A 798-nucleotide genomic window follows, 5' to 3' on the forward strand; every position below is an offset into this window, starting at 1 on the left:
TGGACCTCTGTCAAGAAAGTAGACACAAATTAAGAGCTACTTGTTCTCTTTTGAGCATAGTACGCTGCTTCAAAACGGGCAGGGGAAAGATAGCCCAGCGATCCGTGGATCCGTTTGCGGTTGTAGAACAGTTCAATGTACTCAAATATCTCTTGCTGGGCCTGTTCCTTCGTGTGAAATTTGGTGCAGTAAATAAACTCCTTCTTGAGCAGACTGTGGAAGGACTCAATGCTCGCATTATCGTAACAGTTCCCTTTTCGGCTCATGCTAGCTCTCATGTTGTACTGTTTCAAGCGTTGGCGGTACTCTGCTGAGGTATACTGGGAGCCGCGGTCCGAGTGATGCAGGAGCCTCTTAGAGGGCCTGTGCGTCTCGTACGCCTGATCCAACGCATCGAGGACCAGTTCTGTCGTCATCCGGTCACTGAGCTTCCAGCCCACAATCTTACGAGTGTAGAGGTCCATCACACTGGCGAGATACATGCGTCCTTGACGGCAGGGAACATAGGTGATGTCCGTTACCCATACCTTGTTGGGCGCATCTACCTTCGCAAACTTCTGACTCAGCCAGTTCCGTGCGATCGGATGGTCATGATTCGAGTCGGTGGTGCATACCCGAAACTTTTGGGATACGCAGGAACGCATGCCGTTCTCGTTCATTAATTTGCCCACCAGCCGCTCGGATACCTGCCAGCCCTCTTGCCGCAACAGCTTGGTGATCTTGGGGCTGCCGTACACGGACTTGGAATCGTTGTACAGCCACTTGATGCGCTTGAGCAACTTTTTTCTGCGCTTTTGG

Annotated in this window: 1 protein-coding gene; it reads right to left on the minus strand. The window is 51.5% G+C overall.

The genetic code is table 11. From position 1 onward, the window contains the following. Positions 1 to 29 precede the first annotated feature (29 nt). Positions 30 to 798, minus strand: a 769-nt coding sequence (locus tag PA598K_RS19750) for an IS3 family transposase (protein WP_128658616.1), incomplete at its 5' end; no start/stop codon positions are given.

This window comes from Paenibacillus sp. 598K, from assembly GCF_003851045.1.
In the GTDB taxonomy this organism is placed as follows: Bacteria; Bacillota; Bacilli; order Paenibacillales; family Paenibacillaceae; genus Paenibacillus_D.